Consider the following 26,022-nt stretch of genomic DNA (forward strand, 5'->3'; position numbering starts at 1 on the left):
GCTGGCTTGTTGCGCCTCTTTTGGCACTGATAGCCTGCGGGTTCACACCGAGGGAGGATGACCATGAACATCGCCATTCATTTTGAAATTCCGGTACAGGATCTGGAGAGAGCCATTCGCTTCTATGAGGGGGTCTTCGAGACGGTGCTGGAGTGGGTGCAGATCGATGGCAACGAGATGGCGCTCTTTCCCCTGGAAAGTGGCACGGCGGGCTGCTCCGGCGCCCTGGCGAAGGGGGAGAGCTATGTGCCGAGCCTGGATGGCACCCGGATCTATCTGCGGGTGGCTGACATCGAGGGGGCCATGGCCCGGGCACTGGCATCGGGCGGGGCCTGTCTCTATCCCGTCACCCGGGTCGGGGAGAGCCTCCGGGTGGCGGAGTGTCGGGATTGCGAGGGGAATCGCATCGCCTTGCAGGAGGGAACCTGACCATTATTTATCCGGTGCATGGGGTGTGTTGAGTCATTCACACGATGAATAAAGAGGGGGATTTTCCCGCTCCGGGAGCCTCAGCCTCGCGGTAAGGCCCCGGTATGGTCAGTTGTCGCCCCCCGGATCCCGTGCTACTTCATCTGGTGCGGCAAGAAGGCGAGCACCCGTTCGCCCGGTCTGTCGCCCCAACTCTCAGGAGGCATCATGGAAGGACATTGTCTGTGTGGCGGGATCACCGTGTCGAGCGGCGATCACAAGGAGGTCAACCTGTGTCACTGCGCCATGTGCCGGCGCTGGTCAGGGGGGCCCATGTTCGCGGTGCACGGGGGCAAGGGCGTGCGGTTCACCGGGATGGCCCCGGTGGCCTACCGCTCGTCGGAGTGGGCGGAGCGCGGATTCTGCCCCACCTGCGGCACCCATCTTTTCTACCATCTGTTGCCGACGGACGAGTACATCCTCTCCGCCGGCCTGTTTCAGGATCAGGGGTTCGAGCTCACCGGGCAGATCTTCATCGACGAGAAGCCCGACTTCTATGCCCTCAAGAACGACACCCCGACCCTGACCGGACAGCAGGTGTTCGAGCAGTTCGCCCCCAAACCCTGAGCCTGTACTCACCCCGAGGAGAAGCCATCATGGATGAACAACCGAAGGTGAAGGGGCCTGCCTCCTACTTTCCTGCCATCGAGCAGAAATACGGCCAGCCCATCGCCCACTGGCTGACCCTGCTGGCAGGGCGGGAGGAGCGCAAACACATGGCCCTGGTGGCCTGGCTCAAGGACGAACACGCCATGGGCCACGGCCATGCCAATGCCCTGGTGGCCCACTTTTTGGCGCAGTCCGATGCGCCCGGCGTGGCATGACAGTGCCACAGTGCAAAACGTGCAGGAAAGCCAGAGGATCAGAGAGATGAAGATAAGCGTCAGCGTCTGGGTTGCCAGGCCGATTGCCGATGTGTGGCAGGGCTGGAACACCCCCGCCAGCATCATGGCATGGAACGCCGCCTCCCCGCAGTGGCACTGCCCCCAAAGCCGGGTGGATCTGCGGGTGGGTGGGCGTTTTTGCCACCACATGGCGGCGCGGGATGGCAGCACGGGGTTTGATTTCGAGGGGACCTTCACCGAGGTCACAGCGCCGACGGGGCTCGGCTACGTCATGGACGATGGCCGCGAGGTGAGCGTGCGGTTCGTGGCAGAGCAGGGGGGCACCCGGGTGGAGGAGCGGTTCGATGCCGAGTCCCTGCACAGCGGCGAACAGCAGCGGGCGGGGTGGCAGAGCATCCTGGATAACTTCAAGCGACATATGGAAGCCGCCAGCTGACCCCTGTGGGGCGCCATAAAAAAACCACCGCAAGCTGGCGGTGGTTTTTTTATGGCGTTCGCCCGGGGCAAGGCGGGGCGGGGAAGGGGGTCACTCCTCGATGTCCAGCAGCACCAGGATGGCGCTCTCGCCCCCCCACTCCCGCGGCGCCTGGTGAAAGGCGCGCACAGCGGGGTGCTGGGCCAGCCAGCTCGGGATGCGCTGCTTGAGGATGTGCTTGCCGATGCCGTGCATCACCGAGGCGACGTGGATGTTCTCTTTTCGGCACAGGGTGAGCAGGGCCGCCAGCTCCTGCTTGGCCTGGTGCTGGTTCATGCCGTGCAGATCCAGATAAATCTCCGGCGGGTAGCTGCCGCGCTTGAGCTTTTTCAGCTCGAATTTTGACACGTCGTCGCGCACGTAACGGGTCGGCCCGTCCGCCTCGAGATGGGGCTGGTACTCGTCGCTGAAAAAGTGGTCAACCCCAAGCTTTTCGCGGCTCTCGCGCACTTCGCGTTTCTGCTTGACCGGGCTTGAGGAGGCCCTTATGGTATCTTGCTTAATTTTCCGGGTACCTTTGACAGCATCACGAAACAGCAGGCTTTCCTCGTCTGTGAGTGAGGGCGTTTTTTTCATCAGGTACTCGTCTTGCTCGCTGTATAAAATTCTCGGGCCGGATATTACTCGACTTGGAGGTGGATTTGGACAAGATATTTATCGATGAGGTGGTTGCCGAAATGCACACCATCCAGGACATGTTGCGCTGGGCCATGAGTCGTTTCAACGACGCCGGGATCTTCTACGGACATGGTACCGACAACGCCTGGGATGAGGCCGTGCAACTGGTGCTGCCCGCGTTACATCTGCCGCCGGACGTGGATCCGGGCATGCGCCACTCCCGCCTGACCACCAGCGAGCGCCACCGCATCGCCGAGCTCATCATCCGCCGCGTGCAGGAGCGCATTCCGGCGCCCTATCTGACCAACAAGGCCTGGTATGCGGGCTGGGAGTTCTATGTGGACGAGCGGGTGCTCATTCCGCGCTCCCCCATCGCCGAGATGGTGGCCAACCGCTTCGCCCCCTTCCTGAAAGACGAACCGACCCGGATTATGGACTTGTGCACCGGCTCCGGCTGCATCGCCATCATCATGGCCCACGAATTCCCCCATGCGGAAGTGGATGCCATCGACATCAGCGTCGATGCCCTCAACGTGGCCGAGCGCAACATCAACGATCACGGGCTGGAGCAGCAGGTCATCCCCATTCGCTCCGATCTGTTCCGGGATCTGCCGGCTGGTGACAAGTACGATCTCATCGTCTCCAACCCGCCCTATGTGGACTCCGAGGACATGTCGGATCTGCCGGAGGAGTTTCGCCACGAGCCGGAGCTGGCCCTGGCGTCGGGCTCCGACGGCCTCAAGCTCACCAAGCGTCTGCTGGCCAATGCCGCCGACTTCCTGAAAGAGGATGGGGTGCTGGTGGTCGAGGTGGGCAACAGCATGATCCATCTGGAAGCCCAGTTCCCCGAGGTGCCCTTCACCTGGGTCGAGTTCGAGAACGGCGGTCACGGCGTCTTTGTGATGACCCGCGCAGAGCTCGAGCAGTATCAGGCCCATTTCGCCATTTACAAGAACTAAGCAGCAAGGAGCATCCATGGCAGGGAACAGTTTCGGCCAACTCTTTCGGGTCACCACCTTCGGCGAGAGCCACGGTCTGGCGCTGGGCGCCGTGGTCGACGGCTGCCCGCCGGGGCTGGAGATAAGCGAAGACGATTTGCAGGGGGATCTGGACAGGCGCAAGCCCGGCACGTCCCGCTACACCACCCAGCGCCGCGAGGCGGACGAGGTGAAGATCCTCTCCGGGGTGTTCGAGGGCAAGACCACGGGCACCTCCATCGGGCTGCTCATCGAGAACACCGATCAGCGCTCCAAGGACTACTCCGAGATCAAGGATCTGTTCCGTCCGGGTCACGCCGACTACACCTATCACCAGAAGTACGGCCAGCGTGACTACCGTGGCGGCGGCCGCTCCTCCGCCCGCGAGACCGCCATGCGGGTCGCGGCGGGGGCCATCGCCAAGAAGTACCTGAAACAGGTGCACGGCATCGAGATCGTGGGTTTTCTCTCCCAGCTCGGCCCCATCAAGGCGGAAGGGTTCGACGAGAGCCAGATCGAGCAGAACCCCTTCTTCTTCCCCGATGCGGGCAAGCTGGAGGCGCTGGATGAATACATGCGTGCCCTCAAGAAAGAGGGCAACAGCGTGGGGGCCAAGGTGTGCGTCGTGGCGCGCAACGTGCAGGTGGGCCTGGGGGAGCCGGTGTTCGACCGCCTCGACGCCGACATCGCCCACGCCATGATGGGCATCAACGCGGTGAAAGGGGTGGAGATCGGTGACGGCTTCGCGGTGGTGGAGCAAAAAGGCTCCGAGCACCGGGACGAGATGACTCCGACCGGCTTTGCCAGCAATCATGCGGGGGGCATCCTGGGGGGCATTTCGTCGGGTCAGGAGATCGTGGTGAGCATGGCCCTCAAGCCTACCTCCAGCATCACGGTGCCGGGCAAGACCATCACCACCAGCGGTGAGGCCACCGAGATGATCACCAAGGGGCGTCACGACCCCTGCGTCGGCATCCGTGCCGTGCCCATCGCCGAGGCCATGCTGGCCCTGGTGCTGATGGATCACCTGCTGCGCCACCGCGCCCAGAACCAGGGCGTGCACACCCAGACCCCGCAGCTGCGCTGATCACGCTGCGGGCAGGGTGAGTGATCACCAGACACCACAAGGCGACCCCAGGGTCGCCTTTTTCATGGTTTTTTGCCGGCGTCGGCGTCAGGGGGCCGATGGCGTCGAGAGCAATGGGTGCCGGGTTGCGTCCAGGCGGCAGCGGGGCGGCGCAAAGGCGGGATCCGGTGAGGGCAGGGCGGCGATGGCGGAATCGATGCGGGCGAGCGCCTCATCGTTCACGGCCTCTTTGGCAAACATCAGGCGCACCGGCTGCTGGTGCAAGAGCACCTGACACTGGATGGCATCGCTCGCCCCGAGCTGGCCGAGCCGGTAGCGGGCGTACTGCCACTCCATGATGACGCCGTCGAGGCGGCGCGCCAGCAAGAGGGTGAGCAGCCTGTCATCGCTGTTGTATTCGCTCGCCTGCCCGAGGGCGGGGCACTCCTCGCTCATCGGCAGGGGGCGGGTGCCCCGCAGCTTGCCAAGGCGCAGCCCCTTGGCCTGGCAGAGGGTTGCCAGCTCCGTGATCTCTCGCCAGCCCTCGGGCTCCCCGGCCTGCGGGCGCTGGCTCAGCAGCACGAAGCTGGCGCGCCGATAGGGGGCGGAGAAGCGGGCGAACCGCTCCCGCTCGGGGGTTTTCAGGGCGCCCATGGCCACGTCCAGCTGCTGGCGCTCCATGAGGTAGAGGGCCCGGGCCCAGGGGAGGTTGCGAAAGGCGGGCTCCACGCCTGCCTTGCCCAGGATCTGGCGGGTCAGGGTCACGTCCAGTCCACCGAGGGTGCCGTCGGCAGCGATTTGACTGAAAGGGGGCCAGTGGCTCCAGGCCACCGACAGGGTCTCCCTGGCGGCGAGGGGCTGGGCGAAGAGCAGGGGCAGGACGAGGCCCAGCATGCGCCGGGCAGTGGGGGTGAACTTCCGTTTCAATCAAAACCTCCTGTTCCGTGTATCGCGCCGTCCCCGGCAGGCTGCGCAGGGGCATTGATACATACGGCGATTCGGGCCATTTTGTCCTGCCTTCGTCCCTATTTCCAGCCGTGCTGGAAGGCGCATCACATTTTCCTCGTCTAAGTGCGCCAACTCCGTTAGACTGCGCCTCTATTCTTTCCCCTTTGCTCTGCTCCCCGGGGAAATCGTTGTTTTCTCTATAGGCCCGGATCCTGTGAGATGGCATCGGCTCAGCAGAGGAGCCCCACCACGATCTTTGGCGCCCCTATCCCTAGCAGGTAACTATGAGTTTTACTTCCCTCGGTCTGGCCGAACCCTTGTTGCGTGCCGTTGCCGAGCAAGGCTACGACACCCCGTCTCCCATTCAGCAACAAGCGATCCCGGCGGTACTGGCTGGCCGTGATCTGATGGCCGCCGCCCAGACCGGGACCGGCAAGACCGCAGGTTTTACCCTGCCGATGCTGCAGCGTCTGACTGAAAGCAAGCGCAAGGTTTCCCCGAATCGCATCCGTGCCCTGGTGCTGACCCCGACCCGCGAGCTGGCCGCCCAGGTGGGCGAGAGCGTGCGCAACTACGGCAAACACCTGCCGATCCGCAGCCACGTGGTATTTGGCGGCGTGAGCATCAACCCGCAGATGATGGCGACCCGCCGTGGTCTGGACGTGCTGGTGGCCTGCCCGGGCCGCCTGATGGATCTCTACAACCAGAACGCCGTCAAGTTCGACGAAGTGGAGATCCTGGTACTGGACGAAGCGGACCGCATGCTCGACATGGGCTTTATCCGCGACATCCGCCGCATCCTGGCCCTGCTGCCGAAAAAGCGTCAGAACCTGCTCTTCTCCGCCACCTTCGCCGACGAAATTCGTGAGCTGGCCACCGGTCTGCTGGACAACCCGGCGGTGATCGAAGTGACCCCGCGCAACAGCACCGCCGAGCGCATCGAGCAGCTGGTGCACCCCTGCGACAAGGCCAACAAGATTGCCCTGCTGAGCCATCTGGTCACCAGCAACGACTGGCAGCAGGTGCTGGTGTTCACCCGTACCAAGCACATGGCCAACCGGGTTGCCGAGACCCTCGACAAGAACGGCGTCAGCGCCGCCGCCATCCACGGCAACAAGAGCCAGGGTGCCCGTACCCGTGCCCTGGCCGGTTTCAAGGATGGCAGCGTCAAGGTGCTGGTGGCGACCGACATCGCCGCCCGTGGCCTGGACATCGACAAACTGCCCCAGGTGGTCAACTTCGAGCTGCCGAACGTAGCGGAAGATTACGTGCACCGTATCGGCCGTACCGGCCGTGCCGGCGCTGCTGGTCACGCCATCTCCCTGGTGGCCGCTGATGAGGGCAAGCTCATCAAGGCCATCGAGCGGCTGACCAAGCAGAACATTCCGTGCGAGCAGGTAGCCGGTTTTGAAGCCTCCCGCGAGACCCTCGACAACATCGCCCGTGGCATCGGCGCGCCGCTTCGCAAAGAGCCGCGGGATCCGAGCGAGCAGCGCCGTGCGCCGCGTCCGCAAGGTCAAGGCCAGCGTCAGGGGGCCGGTCGCTCCGGCAATGGCGGCGGTGGTAACGGCGGTGGCAATCGCACTGGCAACGGCGGCAAGCCCAAGCCTCAGGGTGGTCAGCGTCCGGCTGATGGCGCCGCGAAGCCGGCCCAGGCCCGTCGTCCGCGCCGCGCCAGCCACAACCAGTAAGCGGTCAGGGAGCCAGGCTCCCCCACTGTTCGGTTGATACAAAAAGCCCCGCCAATCTGGCGGGGCTTTTTTTGTCCTGGTAGACGCTATTCACCGTAGAGGCGGATCTCCAGCACATGGGTGATGGCCTCGCCGCTCCAGTGGTACTCCAGATGACGGGCGTGGTCCACACGACTGACCAGGCGGGGGCGATAGAGCACGTGACAGTCGTGACCGGGGTGGCGCACCGAGCGGTAGTGGATGCCGTCCGCCCCGGCGACCTTCTGCTCCCGGGCGAAGGCCTGGGCGGGGCCGTAATCGGTGGCGTGATAGAGGGGGCCTGGCAGAAACGCCGGGCCCGTGATGTCGATGAGGCTGGCGCTGAACTGCGCCTGGATCACCCGCATCTGCACCTTCTGGGCTGGCTCCCGGGTGTACCCGAAGATCCGCTCCCTGTGGTAGACCGTCTCCTTGATGCCGGTGTCGAGGGAGGGGGCACAATAGTAGCCGCCAAAGTCCCCCGTGGTGAAACGGGCACCCTCGGGATTGAGGTGAGTGAAGGCGGCCATCACATAGCTGCCGCCGGGCAGCCCCACCAGCCAGTCTTCCCTGGGCACCCGCATCAGCTCGCCCGCTTCTTCCCTCAGCCTGTCGTTGGTCAGGGCCTCGACGGCCCAGACCGCCTCCAGCTCGTCGGCGGTAGCGACGTCTTCATAGAGGCAGATGGGGGGAAAGCGGCTCGGAATGATGCGATAGGCGCATGCATTGTGGAAGGCGCGCAAGGGCGGGGAGGACATCAGGCCATCTCCCCGCGCCAGGCGTGCAGCCGGGTGGCCACTTCGTAGAGATCGGCCACCCGCCCACCCTGCATGACCTCCATGGCGCTGCGCCCGGCAAAGAAGGGGTGGCTGTTGGGTTTGCGCACCCAGCCATAGATGCTCTCATCCAGGCTGAACAGTAGCCGCAGGCTCTTGTGGATGTTGAGCAAATAGCTCATCCGCTCCTGGAGATCGGCGCTCAGCCGAATGCCGCCGCTGGCCTCCTTGTACTTGTTCAGGGTGGAGCGGGAGGTAATGCCAAGCAGCCTGAGCTGTTCATCCGTGCTGCACTGCCATTTGTCCAGGATGCGAAACACCACGGGCAGGGCCTTGCTGGGATCGACGGCGGGCTGTTGCCGGGGAAGAGATGCGGTGGCGACCATGTTGCCTCCCGGGTTGGCGTGCCAGACGGGCACGGGATCATGAGTTGTCTGCTAAGCAGTGTAGGGCAGGGGCGCAGTCATGTACATATCTATACATGGTTGCACTCAAATGTTCATTATTGGATGGATTTCGCGAGGAGGGGCGTGGGTCGGCCAAGTGAGCCCGTGCCAATGAAACGCCCCGCCAACTGGGTTGGCGGGGCGTGTCTCTTTGCGGCGTTTCTGCTTGTCGGGTCGGGGAGATCAGAGGGCGGGCAGCAGCCCCATGCTGACGCTGACCTGCACCCCGACGATCAGTACCCCCATGGCACCGGCCAGACCCAGGGCCAGCACGCCACCCGGGACGCGGTAGTGGTCTGCCTCGGCCTGCTTGCGGCTCTGCCACACCAGGGCCACCGGCAGCAGCACCGCCAGCACCGCCAGCGCAATGGCGGCGTAACCCAGCGCCATGATGAAGCCTTGCGGAAAGTAGAGGGCGAACAGCAGGGGCGGCACGAAGGTGATGAGGCCGGTCTGGGTGCGGCCCTGCCAGTTGTCCTTGCGACGGGTCACCTTGGCCATGAAGTCGAACAGTCCCAGGGTCACCCCGAGGAAGGAGGTGGCGAGCGCAAGATCCGCAAACAGATGCATCGCCTGGTTGAAGGCGGGCCAGCTCACCAGGCCGCCGACGTTGGCCAGCAGGCTGTCCAGGGCGCCGCCGGTCTGGATCAGGGATTGCTGGCCCAGCAGCCCCAGGATGGCGACCTGCCACAGCACGTAGAGCACGAGTGGCAAGGCGGAGCCCCACACGAAGACCCGGCGCAACTGCCTGGGGTTGTCCCCGAGGTAGAGCATGACGCTCGGGATGGAGCCGTGGAAGCCGAAGGAGGTGAAGATGACCGGTAGGCCCGCCAGCAGCAATCCTTCCCCGAGGGGCATGGAGAGCAGGTGCTGCCCCTGGGCGCGGGGTAGCAGCAGCGCCAGCACCGCCACCATGATCACCAGCTTCACGGTGAACATCAGGCGGTTGAGGTAATCCACCTGCCTGGTGCCGACGCACACCATGCCGCCAAACAGCAGGGTAAAGACCCAGGCCGCCTGCTCCTGGCCGAGGGGAAGGCCGGCATCGGCCAATGCCTGGGCCAGCAGGCTGCTGCCGCCGCTGATGTAGGCGGAGGCCAGGGCGTAGAACAACATCAGGATGCAGAAGGAGGCGATGCCCTTGCCCCAGGGGCCGAGCAGGTGATCCGCCAGCTGGTGCAGGTACCACTTGCCGGTGCTGAGGCTGGCTTCCACCTGCAGCATGGCGGTGAAGGCCATCAGGGCCCAGAGGCCGATCATCAGCATCAGGGTGGCGGGGCCGCCCAGGGACGAGGAGGCCAGCGGCAGGGCCAGCATGCCGGCGCCTATGGTGGTGCCGGCAATCAACAGGGTACAACCCAGGGTCTTGGTATTCATGTTATCCATCCGAAAGTGAGGGGCGCTGTTGCAAACAAGAGAGAGCCAGTTGGCTGTGTCGGGAGACGCCTCCGGGGAAAAGCCGGAGGCTAGCAATATCGGTGTGGATACATCTGTACCTGAAACCTGTCAGTTGTAAAAATTGGTTGCCAAGTTAGCGGATTGAAATGGCGGAAACAACCCCTTAAAAGCGGATTTTGTGCTGTGGTAAGCCGAAGGGTGGCAATAAAAAGTGACACATTGCGCCATGCGCCGAAAAAATGCGCCCCTCAAGGGGAGGCCGCCCGTCAGGCTGCGTTGCGGGTCGACATCGAGAGCGCCCGCGTTGGCGGCAACAGGGCTTGCAGAGGGTAACACGGGGCCCTGGTGGTGCGACTGGCCCGATATAAGCAAACATCGGGTCATACTCCAAAAAGCCATCATTTTCACTTATATCGAGCCGAGGCGCCGATAAACGGGTCCTGGCGCGGGGTGGCCAACCCTGCCGGCGGGGTTGCCGCCCGGCAGATCACCTCAAAGCCAGAAGGCGCAGGGCAAAAGCTGAGACAACAGGGGAGAACACAAGCAGGTGTGGGGGAGGAGGCTCAGGGGCTGGCACGGCGGGCCGCCCCCGGGGTGGTGCGTCGTGGTCGGGTCAGCGGCGGCGTTTGAGGGTGCGGCTCACATAGTGCAAGCCGCTCTGGTAGTCGCCATTGACCGCCTTGAGGGCCAGCGTCAGGGCCTGGCTTGCCAGGGCGTCGTGCTGCTGGGGCAGGGAGTTGATGCCAAAGGGGAGGAAATCGAGCAGGCGGTCATCCCCGAAGGTGGCCATGGCGAGCTGGCTCATGTCGGCCTCCTGCTCCAGCAGGTAGTCGAGCACCCCCTCCATCAGGATGTAGGAGGTGGTGATCAGCGCCTCGGGCAGTTGGCCGAGCTGCTGATGGAGCGTCTTGATCAGGCGATACCCTTCGGTACGCGAGAAGTGGGCCCCTTCACACAGGTGACGGGTCGCACTGTGGCTGGCAATGGCCTGCTCGAAGCCCGCTTTTCGCTCCTGGCTGATCGTCAGTTCCGGCAGCGCGGTGATCAAGGCGATATGTTCGATGGCCGGGGTGAGCAGGGAGGCGGTGAGGTCCAGGCTCGCCTTCTGGTTTTCACTCGCCACGGTGACGAAGTGCTCGGTGGCCATGGCACGGTCGATGGCGAGGATCTGCACGCCCCGGGACTGCTGCTCCAGGTAGAAGGGATCCGCCGGGGGGAGGCAGCTTGCCACCAGGAGCGCGTCCACATGGCGGCTCACCAGCATCCGGGCCAGCTCCTTTTCGGTGTCCGGATCGTCCTCCGAGCAGACGATGAGCAACTGATATCCCTGGGTGCGAGCCCCTTGCTCCAGGCGCTTGGCGAGCTTGGCGTAACTGGCGTTTTCGAGGTCGGGCAGGATGAAGCCGAGGGTGCGGGTCTGGCCGCCGCGCAGGGAAGCGGCGCGGCTGTCCGGCTGATAGTTGTGGGCATGGACCACGGCCATCACCTTGTCGCGGGTGGCCTGGCTGATGCGGTATTGATCGGCCTTGCCATTGATCACATAGCTGGCGGTGGTGCGAGAGACACCGGCCAGCGCGGCGATTTCATCCAGTTTCATCATGTTGGCTCTGTTTGAGTTGCAAGGCCCGCGCCGGTTCCTGGTTGGGGCGCCGAAAAGTGTGCGCGGGATCATATCATTGAAACGTACTTTCTGCGGGATCTTGAACAATGCGCTGAAACGATTCAGTCTGAGTGTAAGTGAAACGATTCAGCTTGTCAGTAACGGATGATTATCTGCACTTGGAAATGGGTTCCGGCTCACCAAAGCGAAAGATCACCGTCTATTGTCAGCAGGCAAGTTACCCAAAAATCGAGTTGAGTTGAGCCGGTACGCCGCGAGGTGAAGCCGGACCTGATGGAGAATCTCTATGTTGAAGTTGGCGCGACAGCAAATCCTGCTGGGACAATCGGTGACGACCAAGGCGGACGCCATCGCCCTGCTGGCAAGCAAACTGACCGACGCCGGTCTGGTTGAAGCAGGTTACGTGGACGGCATGCTGGCGCGGGAAGCGCAGCACGCCACCTATCTTGGCAGCGGTATCGCCATTCCCCACGGCACCACGGACACCCGTCATCTGGTGAAGAGCACCGGTGTCATGGTGGCCCAGTTCCCCCACGGCATCGAGTGGGACGAGGGGCAGATTGCCTACGTCGCCATCGGCATCGCCGCCAAGTCCGACGAGCACCTGGGGATCTTGCGCCAGCTCACCCACGTGCTGGGTGACGAGCAGGCCGCAGCCCAGCTCAAGGGGGCGACCGACGAAGAGACCATCATCAATATCCTGACTGGCGCGACTGGCGCCAAAGAGGTGCAATACCTGACCCTGGCGGACTTCCCGGCCGACGACCAGGACCAGTTGCTGCTGGGGGCTGCGGCCCGCGCCAAATCCGCAGGCTGGGGAGACGCCGCCATGGTGAGCGCCCTCCTGGCCAGTCAGTCTGTTCACCTGGGGGAGGGCATCTGGCTGGCCCGTGCGCAAGCGGCCCAGACCGGTTGGGTGCTGGCCACCCCGAGCACCCCGCTGAACGTCGGTGAATTGCCGGTCAACGCCCTGCTGCTGCTGTGTGCCGCAGATAGCGGCCATTTGCCGCAACTCGAGAATCTGGCCAAGCTGGCCGCAGCCGGCCAGCTGGCCACCCTCTCTGGCAGCGATGGTCTTGCCATGTTGCAGGCGGGTCCGGCGAGCGGGCTGTCCGAGACCTTCACCATCATCAACCCTCACGGTCTGCACGCACGTCCGGGCGCCATGCTGGTCAAGGTGGCCAAGGAGTATGAATCCGACATCCGCGTCGCCAACCTCGATGGCAGCGGTGAAGCCGTCTCTGCCAAGAGCCTGATGAAGGTGATCGGGCTTGGGGTCAAGTGCGGTCATCGTCTGGCGTTTCGCGCCGAAGGAGCGGATGCCGAAGCAGCCCTCAAGGGCATTGGCGAAGCCATTGCCGCGGGTCTTGGCGAGGGGGCGCACTGATGGACATCGTCACCATCACCCTCAACCCCGCGCTCGATCTCACCACCCGTCTGGAGGCCATGCACCCTGGCGAGGTCAATCTGGTGAGCGAGGCCAACTTGCGCGCCGCGGGCAAGGGGATCAACGTCGCCATGGTCTTGAAAGATCTCGGCCGTGACGTAGGCCTGACCGGCTGGCTCGGTGAGGGCAACCAGCAGAGCTTCGTCTCCCTGTTCGAGGAACGTGCCCTTGCCGATCACTTCGTGCGCGTGGCGGGCGACACCCGGATCAACGTCAAGATCTCCGAACAATCCGGCCGGGTGACCGATCTCAATCTGCCGGGACTCGCCGTGCAGGAAGGTGATATCAGCGCCCTGGAGGCGGCGCTGGAGCGACTGGCTCCCCACACTGACTGGTTCGTGCTGGCGGGCAGCCTGCCCAAAGGGGTGGCCCCCGATTACTGCGGCCATCTGATCCGTCTGCTCAAGGCCAAGGGCAAGCAGGTGATCTTCGATTGCAGCGGCGCGGCGTTGAGCGAAGGGATCAAGGCGGCGCCGACCCTGGTCAAACCCAACCTGGAAGAGCTGAGCCAGTGGGCGGGTCGCCCCGTGAAGACCCTGAGCGAGCAGGCCGAGTGCGCCCGCGCGCTGCAGGCAAGCGGGATCCCCAACGTGGTGATCTCCAATGGTGCCGACGGCCTCATCTGGTTTGCACCGGATGCCACCTGGCAAGCGATTCCGCCGCGCATGGAGGTGGTCAGCACCGTGGGTGCCGGCGACTCCCTGGTGGCGGGCCTGGTCCATGGCATGAGCCTGGACTGGACGCCGGAGCAGACCCTGCGTCTGGCCACCGCCGTCTCGGCACTGGCGGTGAGCCAGGTCGCGGTCGGCTTCAACGATATCAATGTGCTCAACCCCTTACTCGAGCAGGTGCGCGTACAGCGTCTGGATGATCTGGCACCGACTCAACCCCAACCCCATTTGATGGCTAACTCAGGAGATGCCCAATGAAAGCAATTCTGGTTACGGCTTGCCCGGCGGGCATTGCCACCAGCTTTCTCGCTGCAAAACGGATAGAACAGCAGGCCAAACTGGCTGGCTGGGAGCTCACTCTCGACGTCGACTCCAACGTGCAGCCCCGTCAGGTTCCCTCGAAAGAGCAGATTGCCGCCGCCGACCTGGTGCTGGTCGTTGCCAGCGCACCGGTGGATCTGGCCGCCTATGACGGCAAGTCGCTCTATCGGGGCGACATGGATCTGGCGCTCCAGGATCCGGCCGCCCTGCTGGAAGCCGCCGCGAGCGGTGCCAGCCTCTATCGCCACCAGGCCGCGCCCGTCGTTGCCACTGCCGCTCCCAAGGCGGCCACCGGTGCCAAGCGCATAGTCGCCGTCACCGCCTGCCCGACCGGGGTGGCCCACACCTTCATGTCGGCCGAGGCCCTGGAGACCATGGCCAAGCAGCTGGGTCACCAGATCCGCGTCGAAACCCAGGGCTCGGTCGGTGCCCAGAATGCCTTGACGGCGGACGAGATTGCCGCCGCCGATCTGGTGTTCCTCGCCACTGACATCGAGGTGGACATGGCGCGCTTTGACGGCAAGCCGGTCTATCGCACCAGCACGGGGGCGGCGCTCAAGAAAACCCGGGCCGAGCTCGACAAGGCCTGGACCGAGGCGAAGGTCTATCGCCACAGCGGCGCGGCTGCGGTCAAGAAAGAGGAAAAGGCGGGCCCCTACAAGCACCTGCTGACCGGTGTCTCCTTCATGCTGCCCATGGTGGTGGCGGGGGGCCTTATCATCGCGCTCTCCTTCATCTTCGGCATTGAAGCGTTCAAGGAAGAGGGGACGCTGGCCGCGGCCCTGATGAAGATCGGTGGCGGCTCCGCCTTCGCCCTGATGATCCCGGTGCTGGCAGGCTACATCGCCTACTCCATCGCCGACCGTCCGGGTCTGGCGCCCGGCATGATCGCCGGTATGCTGGCAAGCTCGCTCGGCGCCGGTTTCCTTGGCGGCATCGTCGGTGGCTTCCTCGCCGGTTACAGCGCCAAGTTCCTGAGCGACAAGGTGCGCCTGCCGGTCACCCTGGAAGCCCTCAAGCCCATCCTCATCATTCCGCTCTTTGCCAGCCTGTTCACCGGTCTGGTGATGATCTACGTGGTGGGTGGCCCGGTGGCGGGCATCATGAACGCCATGACCGAGTTCCTCAACAACATGGGCTCTGCCAACGCCGTGCTGCTGGGTGTCATCATCGGCGCCATGATGTGCTTCGACATGGGTGGCCCGGTCAACAAGGCGGCTTATGCCTTCGGTGTCGGCCTGCTCGCCTCCAAGACCTATGCCCCCATGGCAGCGGTCATGGCCGCCGGCATGGTGCCTGCACTGGGGATGGGGATCGCGACCTTCCTGGCCAGCAGAAAGTTCATCAAGGCGGAGCAGGAAGCGGGCAAGGCCTCCTTCGTGCTGGGTCTGTGCTTCATCTCCGAGGGGGCCATCCCGTTTGCCGCCAAGGATCCCATGCGCGTCATTCCGGCCTGCATGGCGGGCGGCGCCCTGACCGGTGCGCTCTCCATGCTGTTCGGCTGCGAGCTGGTGGCACCCCACGGTGGTCTGTTCGTGCTCTTCATCCCGAACGCCATCAGCCATGTGATGATGTACATCCTGGCGATCGCCGCCGGTTCTCTGGTGACCGGGGTGGCCTACGCCATGCTCAAGCGTGGCGAGGAGCAGGCCAAGCTGGCGACCGCCTGAGGGCGTCACGGCGTGACACACTCTTCATGACAAGGCGGCCCTGGGGCCGCCTTTCTTGTTGAGGGGAGGGGCAACGTGGGATTTAAAAATCCCAGCCCGGCGGGGGCGGCGGATCGGCCGCCTCTGCAGCCTGCGCCTTGCGGCGGGCGGCCTCGACCCTGGCCTTGCGGCTGCGGCACAGGCGCATCACCTCCTGCTGCTGGGCAGGGGTCATGGCAAGCCAGTTGAAACGCTCCTCGCGACTTCGCAGGCATCCCTTGCAATACCCCTTGTTGTTCAGTTCGCAGACCCCGACACAGGGGCTCTGGAGCGGGAAGATTTCGAGCTGTTCCATCCATGACCTCTCACACCTTGTCACCTTGTTATAACCCAGAAGATCACGGCAGGAGAAATCCGTCGTCAGGGGCGTGAAGGCGTTTGCTTTCCCCGGGCAATTTTGGCATCTTCCCCGCCGTGCAAGACACTCGGTGTTATATGAGGACATATGAATAGACATGCGTACTGGTTGGCCGCCGCCGTGGTGGGGCTGGCCGGTTGTGCGGGCAACCCTGAACCGGTCAAGGTGCCCCAGAAGAAGGCGGAATCCGGATGTTTTCTGAACTGCGAGATCCCTGAGAATCTGGGCAAGCAGTATCTGGATGGCGCCCTGCCGGGGGATCTGGTGCGGGTAGAGCGGGTCAACAGCCGCGCCCGCGCCGATTACAGCAAGTTCGGTCCCCAGAGCCGGATGGTGATGGAACGCTCCGGCCGCATGGCGAGCCGCTATGGGGAGCTCTATCGTCAGCTCTCACGCTGGGTCGCCAATGGGGGCAATCCCGCCCATATCACCCAGTACGGCATCAGCCTGGCGCAGCTTGGCGGTGCCGACCGCATGGGCAACGTGCTCTTCACCGGTTACTACTCGCCGGTGCTGGAGGTGCGCCATCGCCCGGACGCCCAGTACAAGTATCCCATCTATGCCATGCCCAACTGCGGCGGTCGCTGCCCGAGCCGGGCCGAGATCCACCGGGGGGCGCTGGCCAACCGGGGGCTGGAGCTGGGCTACAGCAAATCCCTCATCGACAACTTCCTGATGGACGTGCAGGGTTCCGGCTTCGTTCACTACGGCGATGACGACCGGTTGCAGTACCTTGGTTACAGTGGCAAGAACGGCCACGGCTATGTCAGCATTGGCCGGGTGCTCATCGACCGTGGCGAAGTGCCCAAGGAGCAGATGTCCATGAAGGCCATCAAGGAGTGGGCCAATCGTCAGCCGGAAGAGAGCGTGAAGGAGCTGGTGGAGCAGAACCCCTCCTATGTCTTCTTCGAGCGCCGTCCCACCAATGACGTGGTGGGGGCTGCCGGCATTCCGCTCTTGCCGATGGCGGCGGTGGCTGCCGACAAGACCCTGCTGCCCATGGGTACCCCCATCCTCGCGGAAGTGCCGCTGCTGGACAAAGAGGGCAACTGGACCGGCAAGCACCAGCTGCGGCTGCTGATTGCGCTGGATGTGGGGGGCGCGGTGAAGAAGGGGCACCTCGATCTCTACCACGGCATGGGGGAGAAAGCCGGTGTCGCGGCCGGTCACTACAAGCACTTTGGCCGGGTCTGGAAGCTGGGTCTGCACCACGGGCCGACTGCCGCCCCCTGGTTGTAACGCCCCCGGGTTGTAATGTAAGAGGGGCCATGGCCCCTCATTTCCCTCAAGAGATGGGAGATTCCCATGAAAAAAGCCGCCGGAGCAATCCGGCGGCTTTTTGTTTGCGGGGCAGATCTGGCGATAAGGGCCGTCAGCCCTTTCGGATATCGAGCTTGATGGCGCCCACCGGCTGGCAGCAGCAGGGGAGGCACTCCCCCTGGGAGACAAAGGCGAGCGGGACGGCGGCGTAGTGCACCTTGCCCGCCAGCAGCGGGGTGCGGCAGGCGCCGCAATAGCCGCTGCGGCACTGGAACTCCACGTGATGGCCGTGGCGCTCCAGGGTCTCCAGCACGCTTTCGCCGGGATAGGGGTGCAGCACACCGTCCAGGGTCTGTACCTGGGGGGCTTGTCCCTCCGGCGCCGTGGTGGCGGTATGCAAGGGCGCGTTCAGGGTGGCGGTGGCGTCACTCACGGACGTCGCTCTCCCGCATCATGGTCTGCCAGCAGAGGTCGCCTTGCATCACAGCTCGAAGTCACCCAGATCGTCGGCGTGCACTTCACTGTCTATCTGACCCACCAGATAGGAGCTTACTTCCACTTCCTGGGGCGCCACCTGCACGTTGTCGGAGGATAGCCAGGTGTTGATCCAGGGGATGGGGTTCTGCTTGGTGCCGGCAAAGGCCGGTTGCAGGCCGACGGCCGCCATGCGCAGGTTGGTGATGTATTCCACGTACTGGCAGAGGATGTCCTTGTTCAGGCCGATCATGGAGCCGTCCTGGAACAGGTACTCGGCCCACTCCTTCTCCTGCAGGGCCGCTTCCTTGAACAGCTCGAAGCAGGCCTGCTCGCACTCGACGGCGATCTCCGCCATGTCGGGGTCGTCGTTGCCGCTGCGCATCAGGTTCAGCATGTGCTGGGTGCCGGTCAGGTGCAGCGCTTCGTCACGGGCGATCATCTTGATGATCTTGGCGTTGCCCTCCATCAGCTCGCGTTCGGCGAAGGCGAAGGAGCAGGCGAAGCTCACGTAGAAGCGGATTGCTTCGAGGGCGTTGACGCTCATCAGGCACAGGTAGAGCTTCTTCTTGAGCTCCCGCAGGCTGATGGTGACTTCGCGATCCCCGATCCGGTGGGCCCCCTCACCGTGCAGGTGATAGACGGAGGTGGCCTCGATGAGATCGTCATAGAAGTGGCTGATGGAGCCGGCGCGCTTCAAGATCTGCTCGTTGGTCACGATGTCGTCGAACACCTGGCCCGGGTTGTTGACGATGTTGCGGATGATGTGGGTGTAGGAGCGAGAGTGGATGGTCTCGGAGAAGGCCCAGGTCTCGATCCAGGTCTCCAGCTCCGGAATGGAGACCAGGGGCAGCAGGGCCACGTTGGGGCTGCGGCCCTGAATGGAATCCAGCAGGGTCTGGTACTTCAGGTTGGAGATGAAGATGTGCTGCTCGTGGGGCGGCAGAGCCTGGAAGTCGATGCGGTCGTGGGAGACGTCCACCTCTTCCGGGCGCCAGAAGAAGGAGAGCTGCTTCTCGATCAGCCGCTCGAAGATGTCGTGCTTTTGCTGGTCATAACGGGCCACGTTGACCGACTGGCCGAAGAACATCGGCTCCTTGAGCTGATCGTTTTGGGTCTGGCAAAAAGTAGAGTAAGCCATGGTTAGAATGCCGTGAAATAGGGAAAACAGGAGGGCGGGAGCTTGATGCTCCCGCCCGGTTTATCAGTGCGTTTCGCGGTTAGATCTTGCAAGCCCCGCCAGCGCAGCCGTCATCTTGCAGATCGGTCTGGGTGTCGTCGGCACCATCACGGGTGTTGTGATAGTAGAGGGTCTTGAGACCGTATTTGTAGGCGGTCAGCAAGTCTTTGAGCAACTGCTTCATCGGCACCTTGTTGCCTTCGAAGCGGGCCGGGTCGTAGTTGGTGTTGGCGGAGATCGCCTGATCCACGAACTTCTGCATGATGCCGACCAGCTGCAGGTAACCGTCGACGCTCGGCTGTTTCCACAGCAGTTCGTACTGATCCTTCAGGCGGTGGTACTCCGGCACCACCTGCTTGAGGATGCCGTCCTTGGAGGCTTTCACCGACACCAGGCCGCGGGGCGGCTCGATGCCGTTGGTGGCGTTGGAGATTTGGCTGGAGGTCTCGCTCGGCATCAGGGCGGTCAGGGTGGAGTTGCGCAGACCCACGGTCTTGATCTCTTCGCGCAAGGTTTCCCAGTCCAGGTGCAGGGGTTCATTGCACAGGGTGTCCAGATCCTTTTTATAGGTATCGATGGGCAGGATACCCTGGGCATAGGTGGTCTCGTTGAAGGCCGGGCAGGGGCCGAACTCGCGGGCCAGTTGCACGGAGGCCTTCAGCAGGTAGTACTGGATCGCCTCGAAGGTGCGGTGGGTCAGGGCCAGACCGGAACCGTCGGAGTAGTGGGCACCGTTTTTCGCCAGGTAGTAGGCGTAGTTGATGACGCCGATACCCAGGGTGCGGCGGTTCATGCTGCCCTTCTTGGCGGCCTTGAGCGGGTAGTCCTGATAGTCGAGCAGGGCGTCCAGAGCGCGCACGGCCAGCTCGGCCATCTCTTCCAGATCTTCCAGCTTCTCGATGGCGCCCAGGTTGAAGGCGGAGAGGGTGCACAGGGCAATCTCGCCGTCCTCGTCATCCACGTTGTTGAGCGGCTTGGTGGGCAGCGCAATCTCGAGGCAGAGGTTGGACTGGCGCACCGGCGCCACGCTCGGATCGAACGGGCTGTGGGTGTTGCAGTGATCCACGTTCTGGATGTAGATGCGACCGGTACCGGCGCGCTCCTGCATCATCAGGGAGAAGAGATCCACTGCCTTCAGGGTCTTCTTGCGAATGGCCGGATCCTGCTCGTACTTGACGTAGAGTTCTTCAAACTTGTCTTGGTCCGCGAAGAAGGCGTCATAGAGGCCGGGTGCATCGGACGGGGAGAACAGAGTGATGTCACCGCCCTTGATGAGGCGCTGGTACATCAGCTTGTTGATCTGCACGCCGTAGTCCATGTGACGGACCCGGTTCTCTTCCACGCCGCGGTTGTTCTTCAGTACCAGCAGGCTCTCCACCTCGGTGTGCCACAGCGGGTAGAACAGGGTGGCCGCACCACCGCGCACGCCGCCCTGAGAGCAGCACTTCACCGCCGTCTGGAAGTATTTGTAGAAGGGGATGCAGCCGGTGTGGAAGGCTTCGCCGCCACGGATGGGGCTGCCCAGACCACGGATGCGGCCGGCGTTGATGCCGATGCCGGCGCGCTGGGACACGTAGCGCACGATGGCGCTGGCGGTGGCATTGATGGAATCCAGGCTGTCGTCACACTCGATCAGCACGCAGGAACTGAACTGGCGGGTCGGGGTGCGCACGCCGCTCATGATCGGGGTCGGCAGGGAGATCTTGAAGGTCGAGACCGCATCATAGAAGCGCTTGATGTAGTCCAGACGGGTATCTTTCGGATACTTGGAGAAGAGGCAGGCCGCTACCAGGATGTAGAGGAACTGCGGGCTCTCGTAGATCTCGCCGGTGACGCGGTTCTGTACCAGGTACTTGCCTTCGAGCTGCTTGACCGCCGCGTAGGAGAAGTCCATGTCGCGCCAGTGATCGAGGTAGCCGTTCAGCTCCTCAAATTCCGCCTGGGTGTAGTCTTCCAGCAGGTGCTTGTCGTACTTGCCCATGTCCACCAGTCTGGCGACGTGCTGATACAGGTGGGGCGGCTCGAACTGGCCGTAGGCCTTCTTGCGCAGGTGGAAGATGGCCAGACGGGCAGCCATGTACTGGTAGTCCGGGCTTTGCTCGGAGATGAGGTCAGCAGCAGCCTTGATGATGGTCTCGTGGATGTCGGCGGTACGGATACCGTCATAGAACTGGATGTGGGACTTGAGCTCCACCTGGGAGACCGACACGTTGTCGAGCTTCTCGGCAGCCCAGTCGAGCACACGGTGAATTTTATCCAGATCGATGGGTTCTTTGTGTCCGTTACGCTTCGTCACAAACAAGTTCATTGGCTGATGACCCCTTTCATTGATACCTGCCGGTATCGGTTGATTCCCGAAAAGCCATCGCACAATGGCGCAACCCGGCTCCGTCTGTCGAGGGAAACTGGGCAGGCATTGTGCGATGAATCACAAGATGTAGTGTTATTTTTAATGCGAACTACAAGATAGTGAGGTCGATGCGGTAATGCAATCTGTGGATAACGCATTAGCTGTGGATAAATTGTGGGTGTCGGGACGGGAGTTAGTGGACGCTCACAGCGAACGGGTTTTCATCCGTCCGATCCGTCAAATGCAAGTCCGGCGATCGAAGATGGAAAATTAAAATAACTTTTTTTGCTTGCGAAAGCAGGGTGTTTTTACTAGCAAATCCGGTCTGCTCATCCCTTGTGCAGTCAGGGTCAAAAGGTGTCCTGTTACGCCGTTCGGGGGGTTGCCAAGCCTGTAAAAAGAGGGATCGTCCGGGATCCCTCTGGTGTGCTGCGGGGAGAGCTGCGCGCCGGGGCCGATGCCCGCATGGCCATCGGGACATCATCAAAGTTGCCCCGCAGATCCACCTCTATCCGGATGCCTTGTCGGTCATGGGCAATGAACGTGTCAGCTCAGCTCGTAACGCAGCCAGTGGTGCAGGGCCTGCACGGTATCAAAGTGAAGATCGGCGCCCCAGAGGGCGGGATCCTCGTCATCATTGAGATAACCCCAGCCAGCCACCGCGGTACGCATGCCGGCATTGCGGCCAGCCTCGATGTCGCGCACGTGATCCCCTACATAGAGACACTGGCTCGCCGCGATGCCGAGCCGCTCGCAGGCAAAGAACATGGGGGCTGGGTCGGGCTTGCGTACCGGCAGGGTGTCGGCGCTCACCGTCACGCCGCAACTGGCGAGTTCAGGCAGGGCTGCCAGGAGCGGTTCGGTGAGAAAACCCGGCTTGTTGGTGACAATGCCCCAGGGCAGCTTTTTCTCGTCGAGCCACTCGATGAGATCCACCATGCCTTCATAGGGGCGGGTGCCGACGCAGAGGTTGGCGGCGTAGTAGTCGAGCAGGGCGGTGCGAAGGCGGGTGGCCCCCAGCTCCTCGAGCAGCTCGTCACCAAGACCGGCCCTGAGCAGCCCGAGGGCCCCGTGGGAGGTGGTCTGGCGGATGATGTCGTCAGAGAGCGGGGCAAAGCCTTCGCTTATCAGCACGTGGTTGACGGCGGCGCCAAGGTCTGGGGCGGTGTCGAGCAGGGTGCCGTCCAGATCAAACAGCACGCAGCCAAGGGGCATCGGGTGAGGTGTGCTCATCAGCCTTGCTCCGGGCGCTCGAACGCCACCATGTAGTTGACGTCGACATTCTTGCCGAGCTTGAAGCTGTTGGAGAGCGGGGCGTAGTGAACGCCGCTCATGTCCCGCACCAGGAGGCCCGCCGCTTCCCCCATGCGACAGAGTTCGGCGGGGGTGATGAACTTCTTGTGATCGTGAGTGCCCTTGGGGACCATCTTCATCAGGTACTCGGCCCCGAGGATCATCATCAGATAGGCTTTCGGGTTGCGGTTGATGGTGGAGACGAACACCTTGCCCCCCGGCCGTACCAGGGTGGCGATGGCGCGCAGCACCGAGGCCGGGTCCGGCACGTGCTCCAGCATCTCCATGCAGGTGACTACGTCATACTGGCCCGGCACTTCATCGGCGTGGGCTTCGGCGGTGATCTGGCGGTACTCGAGCTCCACACCTTGTTCCAGCGCGTGGAGGCGGGCGACGCCGAGGGGCTCCTTGCCCATATCGATGCCGGTGACCCGGGCCCCCCGGCGGGCCATGCTCTCGGAGAGGATGCCGCCACCGCAGCCGATGTCGAGCACGCGCTTGCCAAACAGGCCGCCGCTCTTGTCGGTGATCCAGTCAAGGCGCACCGGGTTGATTTGATGCAGCGGCTTGAATTCGCCCTCCATGTCCCACCAGCGGGAGGCGATGGCTTCAAATTTGGCGATTTCTGTCAGATCGACATTGGCATCACTATTCATGTTTTGATGATCCTGTGGCAAGGCACGCAGCGGGCTGGGCGCGCGCAATCTATTGTCCTGGCGCGCATTATAACGGACCGACCTCGTCGCACCAGCCCGATGTGCTCATCGGATTTGTGGCTTAATGTATTTGGCTCAGTGTGTTACCATGTCGCGCTGTTTAAGCCAAAGAACAACTAATTAGGGATTAAGGCTTTCTATGAGCGATCTGGCCAGAGAGATCACGCCGGTCAACATCGAAGAAGAGCTCAAGAGTTCCTATCTGGATTACGCCATGAGCGTGATCGTAGGACGAGCTCTGCCGGATGTGCGTGATGGCTTGAAACCGGTTCACCGCCGCGTTCTGTATGCAATGAACGAGCTGGGGAACGACTGGAACAAGCCCTACAAGAAATCGGCCCGTGTGGTCGGTGACGTAATCGGTAAATATCACCCGCATGGCGACATCGCCGTGTATGACACCATCGTCCGGATGGCGCAGGATTTCTCCATGCGCTACATGCTGGTCGACGGTCAGGGCAACTTCGGTTCGGTGGACGGCGACAACGCCGCGGCCATGCGTTACACCGAAGTGCGGATGGCGCGCATCTCCCACGAGCTGCTGGCCGATCTGGACAAAGAGACCGTGGACTGGGTGCCGAACTACGACGGTACCGAGATGATCCCGGCTGTCATGCCCACCAAGGTCCCCACCTTGCTGGTCAACGGCTCCTCCGGTATCGCGGTGGGCATGGCGACCAACATCCCGCCTCACAACCTCACCGAGATTGTCAACGGTTGCCTGGCGCTGATCGAAAACGGCGACCTCACCATTGACGAGCTGATGATCCATGTCACCGGCCCGGATTTCCCCACCGGCGGCATCATCAACGGCCGTTCCGGCATCGTGCAGGCTTACCGTACCGGTCGCGGCTCCGTCTATGTGCGGGCCAAGGCCGAGGTGGAAGTGGACGAGAAGACCAGTCGCGAGACCATCATCGTCCACGAGATCCCCTATCAGGTGAACAAGGCTCGCCTGATCGAGAAGATCGCCGAGCTGGTCAAAGAGAAGAAAATCGAGGGCATCAGCGCCCTGCGCGATGAGTCCGACAAGGACGGCATGCGCATCGTCATCGAGATCAAGCGCGGCGAGTCCGGCGAGATTGTGCTGAACAATCTCTACAAGCACACCCAGATGCAGACCACGTTCGGCATCAACATGGTGGCGCTGGACAACAACCAGCCCAAGGTGATGAACCTCAAAGAGATCCTGGATGCCTTCCTGCTGCACCGCCGTGAAGTGGTGACTCGCCGGACCGTGTTCGAGCTGCGCAAGGCGCGGGATCGGGCGCACATCCTGGAAGGGTTGGCGGTGGCATTGGCCAACATCGACCCCATCATCGAGCTCATTCGCCACAGTGCGACCCCGGCGGATGCGAAAGCCGCCCTGGTAGCCAAGGGCTGGGAGCTCGGCAACGTGGCCGCCATGCTGGAAAAAGCGGGCGACGACGCGGCTCGCCCCGAGTGGCTGGAGCCCGAGTTCGGCATCCGTGAAGGGCAGTACTTCCTGACCGAGATCCAGGCCCAGGCCATCCTTGACCTACGTCTGCACAAGCTGACCGGCCTCGAGCACGAGAAGATCCTGGAAGAGTACCAATCTCTGCTGGATCTCATCGCCGAGCTGCTGCACATCCTGGCAAGCCCGGAACGCCTGATGGAAGTGATCCGTGACGAGCTGCTGGCCGTGCGCGAGCAGTACGGCGACGAGCGTCGCACCGAGATCAGCATGTCCAGTGCCGAGATCAACATCGAAGATCTGATCACCCCGGAAGACGTGGTCGTTACCTTGTCTCACCAGGGCTATGTGAAGTATCAGCCGCTCTCGGACTACGAGGCCCAACGCCGCGGTGGTCGTGGCAAGTCGGCCACCCGGATCAAGGAAGAGGACTTTGTGGAGCGTCTGCTGGTGGCCAACACCCACGACACCATTCTGTGCTTCTCCACCCGTGGCAAGGTCTACTGGCTCAAGGTGTATCAATTGCCGGAGGCGTCCCGTGGCGCCCGCGGTCGTCCGATCATCAACCTGCTACCGCTGGATGAGGGTGAGCGCATCACCGCCATTCTGCCGGTGAAAGAATATGACGCCGACAAGTATGTCTTCTTCGCCACCGCCAACGGCACCGTGAAGAAGACCAGCCTGTCTGACTTCAGCCGTCCGCTCTCCTCCGGTATCCGTGCCATCAACCTCAAAGAGGGTGATGAGCTGATCGGGGTGGACATCACCGATGGCAGCAACGAGATCATGCTCTTCTCCGATGCGGGCAAGGTGGTTCGCTTCGCGGAAGGCAGCGGTCGCGCCGATGCCGATGCCACTGACGAGGTCGACACCGATGACGACGCCGGCAACGACGATGACGGCAGTGACAACGGCGAAGGCACCGAAAGCAAGGGCACCTTCAAGGGCGTACGTCCCATGGGTCGTACCGCTGCTGGCGTGCGCGGCATCAAGCTGGGCGCCGGTGACAAGGTGGTCTCCCTCATCGTGCCCCGTGGTGATGGTGCCATCCTCACCGCTACCGAGAACGGTTACGGCAAGCGCACCGCGCTGGACGAGTACCCGACCAAGAGCCGTGGTACCCAGGGCGTCATCTCCATCAAGGTGGATGAGCGCAACGGCAAGGTAATCGATGCGATCCAGGTCGAAGATACCGACCAGATCATGCTGATCACCAACGGCGGTACCCTGGTTCGTACCCGGGTGTCCGAGGTGAGCGTCATCGGCCGCAACACCGGCGGTGTGCGTCTGATCCGTACCGGTGAAGACGAGACCGTAGTCGGCCTGCAGCGCGTTGCCGAGAGCGACGAAGAGGAAACCGAGGCCCTGGCTGTTGAAGGGGAGGTGTCTGAAGGCACCGACACCGCAGCGGACGCTGGCGCCGTCGATACCGGGGAGGCGGGCGACGAGTAATCGTCCCCC

The 26,022-nt window shown here is 63.0% G+C and carries 24 protein-coding genes; 12 read left to right on the forward strand and 12 right to left on the reverse strand.

The window, feature by feature from the left end:
• Window positions 1-63: 63 nt before the first annotated feature.
• The 4 genes from ACPW74_RS08365 (at window position 64) to ACPW74_RS08380 (ending at window position 1,749) form a co-directional block, all read left to right on the forward strand.
• The gene (locus tag ACPW74_RS08365; protein ID WP_041211469.1) at window positions 64-429 is read left to right on the forward strand and encodes a VOC family protein; all 366 of its coding nucleotides are present in this window, start codon (window positions 64-66) and stop codon (window positions 427-429) included.
• Between the two features lie 207 nt (window positions 430-636).
• The gene (locus ACPW74_RS08370; RefSeq protein ID WP_041211468.1) at window positions 637-1,035 is read left to right on the forward strand and encodes a GFA family protein; all 399 of its coding nucleotides are present in this window, start codon (window positions 637-639) and stop codon (window positions 1,033-1,035) included.
• 29 nt (window positions 1,036-1,064) lie between these two features.
• On the forward strand, window positions 1,065-1,292 hold the full coding sequence (locus tag ACPW74_RS08375; RefSeq protein WP_041211467.1) for a DUF4287 domain-containing protein: 228 nt from the start codon (window positions 1,065-1,067) through the stop codon (window positions 1,290-1,292).
• A gap of 46 nt (window positions 1,293-1,338) precedes the next feature.
• Window positions 1,339-1,749 carry an SRPBCC domain-containing protein gene (locus ACPW74_RS08380; RefSeq protein ID WP_041211466.1) on the forward strand — a complete coding sequence of 137 codons (411 nt, stop codon included), beginning with the start codon at window positions 1,339-1,341 and terminating at the stop codon, window positions 1,747-1,749.
• A 90-nt stretch (window positions 1,750-1,839) separates the two neighbouring features.
• Here the strand turns inward: ACPW74_RS08380 and smrB are convergent, their stop codons facing one another.
• Entirely contained in the window at window positions 1,840-2,364 is a 525-nt protein-coding gene (smrB, locus tag ACPW74_RS08385; RefSeq protein WP_041211465.1) for an endonuclease SmrB, read from the reverse strand.
• A 65-nt stretch (window positions 2,365-2,429) separates the two neighbouring features.
• Between smrB and prmB the strand changes: the two genes are divergently transcribed.
• Window positions 2,430-3,365: a 50S ribosomal protein L3 N(5)-glutamine methyltransferase gene (gene prmB / locus ACPW74_RS08390; protein WP_041211581.1), complete on the forward strand. Its 936-nt coding sequence runs from the start codon at window positions 2,430-2,432 to the stop codon at window positions 3,363-3,365.
• A gap of 16 nt (window positions 3,366-3,381) precedes the next feature.
• Window positions 3,382-4,470, forward strand: coding sequence for a chorismate synthase (gene aroC, locus ACPW74_RS08395; protein ID WP_041211464.1), 1,089 nt, complete (start codon window positions 3,382-3,384; stop codon window positions 4,468-4,470).
• A gap of 87 nt (window positions 4,471-4,557) precedes the next feature.
• Here the strand turns inward: aroC and ACPW74_RS08400 are convergent, their stop codons facing one another.
• Entirely contained in the window at window positions 4,558-5,376 is an 819-nt protein-coding gene (locus tag ACPW74_RS08400; RefSeq protein WP_041211463.1) for a substrate-binding periplasmic protein, read from the reverse strand.
• 305 nt (window positions 5,377-5,681) lie between these two features.
• Here ACPW74_RS08400 and ACPW74_RS08405 point away from each other — a divergent pair, with 305 nt between their 5' ends.
• A complete protein-coding gene (locus ACPW74_RS08405) occupies window positions 5,682-7,088 on the forward strand; it encodes a DEAD/DEAH box helicase (protein WP_041211462.1) in 1,407 nt (468 codons plus the stop codon).
• 86 nt (window positions 7,089-7,174) lie between these two features.
• On the opposite strand, the gene ACPW74_RS08410 is transcribed toward ACPW74_RS08405, so the two are convergent.
• The 4 genes from ACPW74_RS08410 to cra all read right to left on the reverse strand — a co-directional run bounded on the left by ACPW74_RS08410 (window position 7,175) and on the right by cra (window position 11,326).
• The gene (locus ACPW74_RS08410) at window positions 7,175-7,864 is read right to left on the reverse strand and encodes an RES family NAD+ phosphorylase (RefSeq protein WP_103260196.1); all 690 of its coding nucleotides are present in this window, start codon (window positions 7,862-7,864) and stop codon (window positions 7,175-7,177) included.
• On the reverse strand, window positions 7,864-8,268 hold the full coding sequence (locus ACPW74_RS08415) for an antitoxin Xre-like helix-turn-helix domain-containing protein (protein WP_041211580.1): 405 nt from the start codon (window positions 8,266-8,268) through the stop codon (window positions 7,864-7,866). Before ACPW74_RS08415 ends, ACPW74_RS08410 begins: the two co-directional genes overlap by 1 nt.
• Window positions 8,269-8,511: 243 nt before the next feature.
• Window positions 8,512-9,705: an aromatic amino acid transport family protein gene (locus ACPW74_RS08420; protein ID WP_041211460.1), complete on the reverse strand. Its 1,194-nt coding sequence runs from the start codon at window positions 9,703-9,705 to the stop codon at window positions 8,512-8,514.
• A gap of 634 nt (window positions 9,706-10,339) precedes the next feature.
• On the reverse strand, window positions 10,340-11,326 hold the full coding sequence (gene cra / locus ACPW74_RS08425) for a catabolite repressor/activator (RefSeq protein WP_041211459.1): 987 nt from the start codon (window positions 11,324-11,326) through the stop codon (window positions 10,340-10,342).
• A 307-nt stretch (window positions 11,327-11,633) separates the two neighbouring features.
• On the opposite strand from cra, the gene fruB reads away from it, so the two are divergent.
• The 3 genes from fruB to fruA are packed head-to-tail and all read left to right on the forward strand — an operon-like array spanning window position 11,634 to window position 15,456.
• The gene (gene fruB / locus ACPW74_RS08430; protein ID WP_202007516.1) at window positions 11,634-12,734 is read left to right on the forward strand and encodes a fused PTS fructose transporter subunit IIA/HPr protein; all 1,101 of its coding nucleotides are present in this window, start codon (window positions 11,634-11,636) and stop codon (window positions 12,732-12,734) included.
• Window positions 12,734-13,723 (forward strand): 1-phosphofructokinase, encoded by a 990-nt coding sequence (pfkB, locus tag ACPW74_RS08435; protein WP_202007518.1) that lies wholly within the window; start codon window positions 12,734-12,736, stop codon window positions 13,721-13,723. Before fruB ends, pfkB begins: the two co-directional genes overlap by 1 nt.
• Complete coding sequence (gene fruA / locus ACPW74_RS08440; protein ID WP_202007520.1) at window positions 13,720-15,456, forward strand: PTS fructose transporter subunit IIBC; 1,737 nt, start codon at window positions 13,720-13,722, stop codon at window positions 15,454-15,456. Before pfkB ends, fruA begins: the two co-directional genes overlap by 4 nt.
• Before the next feature lie 82 nt (window positions 15,457-15,538).
• Here the strand turns inward: fruA and ACPW74_RS08445 are convergent, their stop codons facing one another.
• On the reverse strand, window positions 15,539-15,790 hold the full coding sequence (locus ACPW74_RS08445) for a DUF1289 domain-containing protein (protein WP_039040754.1): 252 nt from the start codon (window positions 15,788-15,790) through the stop codon (window positions 15,539-15,541).
• Between the two features lie 150 nt (window positions 15,791-15,940).
• On the opposite strand from ACPW74_RS08445, the gene mltA reads away from it, so the two are divergent.
• Window positions 15,941-17,092 carry a murein transglycosylase A gene (mltA, locus tag ACPW74_RS08450; RefSeq protein WP_128271353.1) on the forward strand — a complete coding sequence of 384 codons (1,152 nt, stop codon included), beginning with the start codon at window positions 15,941-15,943 and terminating at the stop codon, window positions 17,090-17,092.
• Between the two features lie 133 nt (window positions 17,093-17,225).
• On the opposite strand, the gene yfaE is transcribed toward mltA, so the two are convergent.
• From yfaE to ubiG, 5 genes are all read right to left on the reverse strand, one after another.
• Window positions 17,226-17,546, reverse strand: coding sequence for a class I ribonucleotide reductase maintenance protein YfaE (gene yfaE / locus ACPW74_RS08455; RefSeq protein ID WP_164882167.1), 321 nt, complete (start codon window positions 17,544-17,546; stop codon window positions 17,226-17,228).
• Window positions 17,547-17,594: 48 nt separating this feature from the next.
• Window positions 17,595-18,728 (reverse strand): class Ia ribonucleoside-diphosphate reductase subunit beta, encoded by a 1,134-nt coding sequence (gene nrdB / locus ACPW74_RS08460; RefSeq protein ID WP_104454217.1) that lies wholly within the window; start codon window positions 18,726-18,728, stop codon window positions 17,595-17,597.
• 79 nt (window positions 18,729-18,807) lie between these two features.
• Entirely contained in the window at window positions 18,808-21,075 is a 2,268-nt protein-coding gene (nrdA, locus tag ACPW74_RS08465; protein ID WP_128342465.1) for a class 1a ribonucleoside-diphosphate reductase subunit alpha, read from the reverse strand.
• Between the two features lie 588 nt (window positions 21,076-21,663).
• Complete coding sequence (locus ACPW74_RS08470; RefSeq protein ID WP_029314563.1) at window positions 21,664-22,350, reverse strand: HAD family hydrolase; 687 nt, start codon at window positions 22,348-22,350, stop codon at window positions 21,664-21,666.
• Window positions 22,350-23,066, reverse strand: a complete 717-nt coding sequence (gene ubiG / locus ACPW74_RS08475) for a bifunctional 2-polyprenyl-6-hydroxyphenol methylase/3-demethylubiquinol 3-O-methyltransferase UbiG (protein WP_010674813.1) — start codon at window positions 23,064-23,066, stop codon at window positions 22,350-22,352. The genes ACPW74_RS08470 and ubiG overlap by 1 nt, the downstream gene beginning before the upstream one ends.
• Before the next feature lie 199 nt (window positions 23,067-23,265).
• Between ubiG and gyrA the strand changes: the two genes are divergently transcribed.
• Window positions 23,266-26,013, forward strand: coding sequence for a DNA topoisomerase (ATP-hydrolyzing) subunit A (gyrA, locus tag ACPW74_RS08480; protein WP_102948509.1), 2,748 nt, complete (start codon window positions 23,266-23,268; stop codon window positions 26,011-26,013).
• Window positions 26,014-26,022 lie beyond the last annotated feature (9 nt).

The sequence above is a fragment of the Aeromonas sp. INTO2 genome, from assembly GCF_049860605.1.
GTDB lineage: Bacteria > Pseudomonadota > Gammaproteobacteria > Enterobacterales > Aeromonadaceae > Aeromonas > Aeromonas caviae.

Coding starts and splice junctions, on each gene's coding strand:
- ACPW74_RS08380 (WP_041211466.1), top strand. CDS start 1,339: ATGAAGATAAGCGTCAGCGTCTGGGTTGCCAGGCCGATTGCCGATGTG.
- ACPW74_RS08405 (WP_041211462.1), top strand. CDS start 5,682: ATGAGTTTTACTTCCCTCGGTCTGGCCGAACCCTTGTTGCGTGCCGTT.
- ACPW74_RS08410 (WP_103260196.1), bottom strand. CDS start 7,864: ATGTCCTCCCCGCCCTTGCGCGCCTTCCACAATGCATGCGCCTATCGC.
- ACPW74_RS08375 (WP_041211467.1), top strand. CDS start 1,065: ATGGATGAACAACCGAAGGTGAAGGGGCCTGCCTCCTACTTTCCTGCC.
- fruA (WP_202007520.1), top strand. CDS start 13,720: ATGAAAGCAATTCTGGTTACGGCTTGCCCGGCGGGCATTGCCACCAGC.
- ACPW74_RS08470 (WP_029314563.1), bottom strand. CDS start 22,350: ATGAGCACACCTCACCCGATGCCCCTTGGCTGCGTGCTGTTTGATCTG.
- nrdA (WP_128342465.1), bottom strand. CDS start 21,075: ATGAACTTGTTTGTGACGAAGCGTAACGGACACAAAGAACCCATCGAT.
- ACPW74_RS08365 (WP_041211469.1), top strand. CDS start 64: ATGAACATCGCCATTCATTTTGAAATTCCGGTACAGGATCTGGAGAGA.
- aroC (WP_041211464.1), top strand. CDS start 3,382: ATGGCAGGGAACAGTTTCGGCCAACTCTTTCGGGTCACCACCTTCGGC.
- pfkB (WP_202007518.1), top strand. CDS start 12,734: ATGGACATCGTCACCATCACCCTCAACCCCGCGCTCGATCTCACCACC.
- fruB (WP_202007516.1), top strand. CDS start 11,634: ATGTTGAAGTTGGCGCGACAGCAAATCCTGCTGGGACAATCGGTGACG.
- ubiG (WP_010674813.1), bottom strand. CDS start 23,066: ATGAATAGTGATGCCAATGTCGATCTGACAGAAATCGCCAAATTTGAA.
- mltA (WP_128271353.1), top strand. CDS start 15,941: ATGAATAGACATGCGTACTGGTTGGCCGCCGCCGTGGTGGGGCTGGCC.
- ACPW74_RS08420 (WP_041211460.1), bottom strand. CDS start 9,705: ATGAATACCAAGACCCTGGGTTGTACCCTGTTGATTGCCGGCACCACC.
- smrB (WP_041211465.1), bottom strand. CDS start 2,364: ATGAAAAAAACGCCCTCACTCACAGACGAGGAAAGCCTGCTGTTTCGT.
- gyrA (WP_102948509.1), top strand. CDS start 23,266: ATGAGCGATCTGGCCAGAGAGATCACGCCGGTCAACATCGAAGAAGAG.
- cra (WP_041211459.1), bottom strand. CDS start 11,326: ATGATGAAACTGGATGAAATCGCCGCGCTGGCCGGTGTCTCTCGCACC.
- ACPW74_RS08445 (WP_039040754.1), bottom strand. CDS start 15,790: ATGGAACAGCTCGAAATCTTCCCGCTCCAGAGCCCCTGTGTCGGGGTC.
- ACPW74_RS08415 (WP_041211580.1), bottom strand. CDS start 8,268: ATGGTCGCCACCGCATCTCTTCCCCGGCAACAGCCCGCCGTCGATCCC.
- nrdB (WP_104454217.1), bottom strand. CDS start 18,728: ATGGCTTACTCTACTTTTTGCCAGACCCAAAACGATCAGCTCAAGGAG.
- ACPW74_RS08370 (WP_041211468.1), top strand. CDS start 637: ATGGAAGGACATTGTCTGTGTGGCGGGATCACCGTGTCGAGCGGCGAT.